This window comes from Planktosalinus sp., assembly GCF_059864935.1.
Window position 1 is genome coordinate 1 of sequence record NZ_JCBCCK010000149.1, and the last position, 3,676, is coordinate 3,676.

Annotated in this window: 2 protein-coding genes and 1 pseudogene; 1 reads left to right on the forward strand and 2 read right to left on the reverse strand. The window is 38.2% G+C overall.

Annotation, left to right across the window (positions count from 1 at the left end):
- Positions 1-636 (reverse strand): annotated as a pseudogene (locus AC6F75_RS06035) (S9 family peptidase); the annotation flags it as partial.
- A gap of 126 nt (positions 637-762) precedes the next feature.
- Here AC6F75_RS06035 and AC6F75_RS06040 point away from each other — a divergent pair.
- Complete coding sequence (locus AC6F75_RS06040) at positions 763-2,835, forward strand: ComEC/Rec2 family competence protein (RefSeq protein WP_500714052.1); 2,073 nt, start codon at positions 763-765, stop codon at positions 2,833-2,835.
- A 48-nt stretch (positions 2,836-2,883) separates the two neighbouring features.
- Here the strand turns inward: AC6F75_RS06040 and AC6F75_RS06045 are convergent, their stop codons facing one another.
- Positions 2,884-3,423: a thioredoxin fold domain-containing protein gene (locus tag AC6F75_RS06045; RefSeq protein WP_500714053.1), complete on the reverse strand. Its 540-nt coding sequence runs from the start codon at positions 3,421-3,423 to the stop codon at positions 2,884-2,886.
- Between the last annotated feature and the right edge of the window lie 253 nt (positions 3,424-3,676).

Below are 3,676 nucleotides of genomic sequence, written 5' to 3' on the forward strand. Positions count from 1 at the left end.
ACCGGTTGCCAGGTTATATTCGTAGATATCGGTATTGGTACTGTTAACATATTCAGTTCCCGATTTTTTTAAAGAAACATAGAGTATTTTGGACCCATCGGGGTTCCAGATGTAATCGCTTGAACCTCCAAAAGGCATTTGAGGTGTGTAATAAGGTTCATCTTTCATAATATCAATACCTTCCTCTTCGCCTGTTTTTTTGTAAAACACATGATTAAATTCACCCTTGTTGTAGGTATCCCAATGGCGGTAGTTCAGAGCGTCATAAATCATCACGTTAGACTCCTCCATGTCCTCATAATAATCCTTCCCCAACACTTTTTGAAGTTTTACGGCTTTGTGATACAAAAGGTGTTTGCCGTCCGGCGAAAGGTTTTTGTCGTGCACTAATTCGCTGTGGTTTTCAATCTCAACGGCATTTCCCCCTGAAACAGGAATGCTGTACACCTTACTGCTAAAATTGTTGTTTTCCACCGAAGGTGTGGTAACGCGATAGACTACAGATTGACCGTCTTTGGTTAAACCAATGGGTGAAACCCTGCCCAACTGCCAAAGCAATTCGGGGGTCATTACATTTTGTGATGTAAGGGTAAGTGCGCCAAAAAATAAGAACGAAAGGATGAAGAGTTTTTTCATTATGGTATTGAATTTAGATTCGAAAAATTAAGAATTTAAAAGTAATTAAAATATTTCTTATTTTTAAAGTTCTATCCCCGATTATAAACATCCCCGGTATTTGTTTAATATTTTGATTGGTTCTGTATGCAACTGATTAACTTAACGGCATTTAAAATCACTTTTGCGCTGACCTGTGGGATTTTGATCAGTCACTACACGGTTGTTTCTTTGGGCACACTTCACTTGCTGCTTGGCTCAGGTTTTATCCTATTGATTATTGCGTGGTTTCGGTCGCGGAAAATGTTGGTTCAGGATGTAGTTTTTGGCAGTGCTGCACTCATTTCATTAATTCTATTGGGAATGTGGGTGCATCAAATGCATAAGCCTTTGAACCATTCCGCGCATTACATTCATAACATTTCAATTGAAGAGGAACAACTCCTTCAGCTAAAAATAAAATCCACTTTAAAACCCGATTTGTTCAACAAAAAATATGTGGCCGAACTTCAATATGCAGATGGAGTAAAGGTTTCAGGCAAGGTTTTGTTGCTCGTCACCAAAGAAATTAATCAGGAGCATTATCAGGTGGGGGATTTGGTTTTGACCTACAGTGGGTTTCAGGAATTACCCTCGCCTAAAAATCCGTATCAGTTTGACTATGCGGCTTACTTAAACAAACAAGGCATTTATCATCAGTTTCAACTGCGGGACAGTTTGTTGATTCAGCATTTTAAAGGCACACCCGGACTTAGAGGCAAAGCCGCTAATTTCAGGGACAACATCAACAGTGAATTAATCAAAAACGGATTTGAAGGCGATGCACTGGCGTTGATCAATGCGTTACTACTCGGTCAAAGGCAAGAACTGTCTCCTGATGTTTATGCTGATTTTGCGGCTGCGGGGGCTGTGCATATACTTGCGGTTTCAGGATTGCATGTGGGTATTATCCTTTTAATTCTCAAGTTTGTTTTTAAACCGCTGGAACGATTGAGGAGGGGAAAAACCATCAAAGTCATCACCATTATTTTTTGTCTTTGGTGTTTTGCGCTTATAGCCGGATTATCACCATCGGTGTTAAGGGCAGTTACCATGTTTTCATTGCTGGCCATTGCGCTGGAATCGGGCAGGACAAATATTAGATTTAGTGCTTTGCTGGCATCTGCCTTTTTGTTGTTGCTTATCAATCCCAATCTGCTTTTTCATGTGGGGTTTCAAATGAGTTATCTGGCAGTTTTTGCCATTTTATGGATTGTCCCTATGTTTGAAAGATGGAGGCCTCGTTACAAAGTTTTTAGTATCCCTTTTGACATTATTACGGTAACTCTGGCTGCACAGTTGGGTGTCGGACCGTTGAGTGTATATTATTTCAATTATTTTCCGGGCTTGTTCTTTTTGACTAATCTGGTGATTATTCCCTTTCTGGGAATTATTCTTGGCTGTGGAATCCTGGTAATACTTCTAACACAACTGAAAGTCTATCACCCTCTCTTAACAGACGTATATACTTGGATGCTTGAAAAGTTATTGGCTTTTATTCAATGGGTGGCCAGGCAAGACCGGTTTTATTTTGATGAAATTTCGCTTTCAGTCCCTCAAGTGCTCAGTCTGTATTTGGGTATAATCACATTAATCGTCGTTTTAAATCGGTTCAGGATAAGAAAGCTGAGGTATCTTTTGGCTTCGGTTTTGGTTATTCAAGCAACTTTTATTCAGAGCAAAATTGAAACAGACAGAAACGAACTCGTCATCTTTCATAAAAGCAGAAACACGGTTATAGGCATTAAACAAGCTGACCGATTTACGGTTTTTTCAAATTTGGATGAAACAACAATTCAATCAGAACGGATGGTCAAAGATTATAAAACCAAAGCAACTATTGGTCAAACAGAAATAAGCCCATTGCCTGACGCTTTAAATTATCTTGATAAAACAATAGTGATTATTGACAGCCTTACTTTGTATCCCGTTTCACAAAAAGGCGTGGATGTATTATTGCTAAGGAACAGTCCGCGATTGCACCCCGAGCGATTGCTGGACAGTTTAAACCCAAGAATGATTGTGGCAGACGGAAGCAATTTTACCACATATGTAAGCCTTTGGCGTGAAGTAGCCCAAAAAAGAAAATTCCCTTTTCACCATACTGGCAAAGAGGGAGCTTTTATACTTCCTCACCCGAAACTGCAAAAGGCAGTTTCGACCTCTCCAAAGGAGAGGTAAATGATATTAATTTGAAAAAATAAGGTTTAATTTAAAAGAATCTATATTTTACTGAAAAGTGCCTCTGAAATTTCGTTGGTATTCATTCCAAGCTTCAGTAGTGGTTAATTTTTTGTAATCATCGGTGGCCATCATTTTCAGAAATATTTCCAATTGCTGAGGTGTTCTGTAACCGGGCACTGCCTGAATAAAATTACCTTGTTCGTCAAAATATGCCAAACTTGGGTATCCGGTTACTTTCAATGCCCTTGTAAATTCGTGAGTGGCATTTCTTCCGGCTCTGTTGGGTTGAAACCCGGGATTGGTAAACCTTTGGCCATTAAAATTGACAACCTCATTTCCTTCCGCGTTGAATTTTACCGAGTAATAGTGTGTGTTTAAATAATCAATCACATCTTTGTTTGTAAAAGTATTCCTGTCAAGCATTTTACAAGGCCCACACCAAGTTGTGTAAAGATCCACAAAAATCTTTTTGGGACTTTTCTTTTGTGCGGCCAATGCTTCATCCATAGTCATCCAGTTGATACTTTGTGCCTGAATCACCAATGGTGCCAGGAACAAAAATAATATTAAAGTAAAATATTTCATTCTAATGTGTTTTAAAATTTTAGTAATGTTCAATGCTTAAACTAAGCAAGTATAAGCAATAAGTATTCCAAAAATAGTAAATATAACTCAATGACAAATCTTCATTAACTATATCTTATTAGTTATTTAATTCTTTATCTACACCATGCATCAGTCTTTTTATTACCGGTGAAAGTATTAATAAAAGTAAACCTGATGCAACGCCAATAATAAACAGTAGCTCAAAAAGTTCCAAATACGCATTTTTAGCCTG

What these genes read in the sequence shown, in the direction of transcription:
- AC6F75_RS06040 (WP_500714052.1), top strand. Translation starts at nt 763, where the DNA reads ATGCAACTGATTAACTTAACGGCATTTAAAATCACTTTTGCGCTGACC.
- AC6F75_RS06045 (WP_500714053.1), bottom strand. Translation starts at nt 3,423, where the DNA reads ATGAAATATTTTACTTTAATATTATTTTTGTTCCTGGCACCATTGGTG.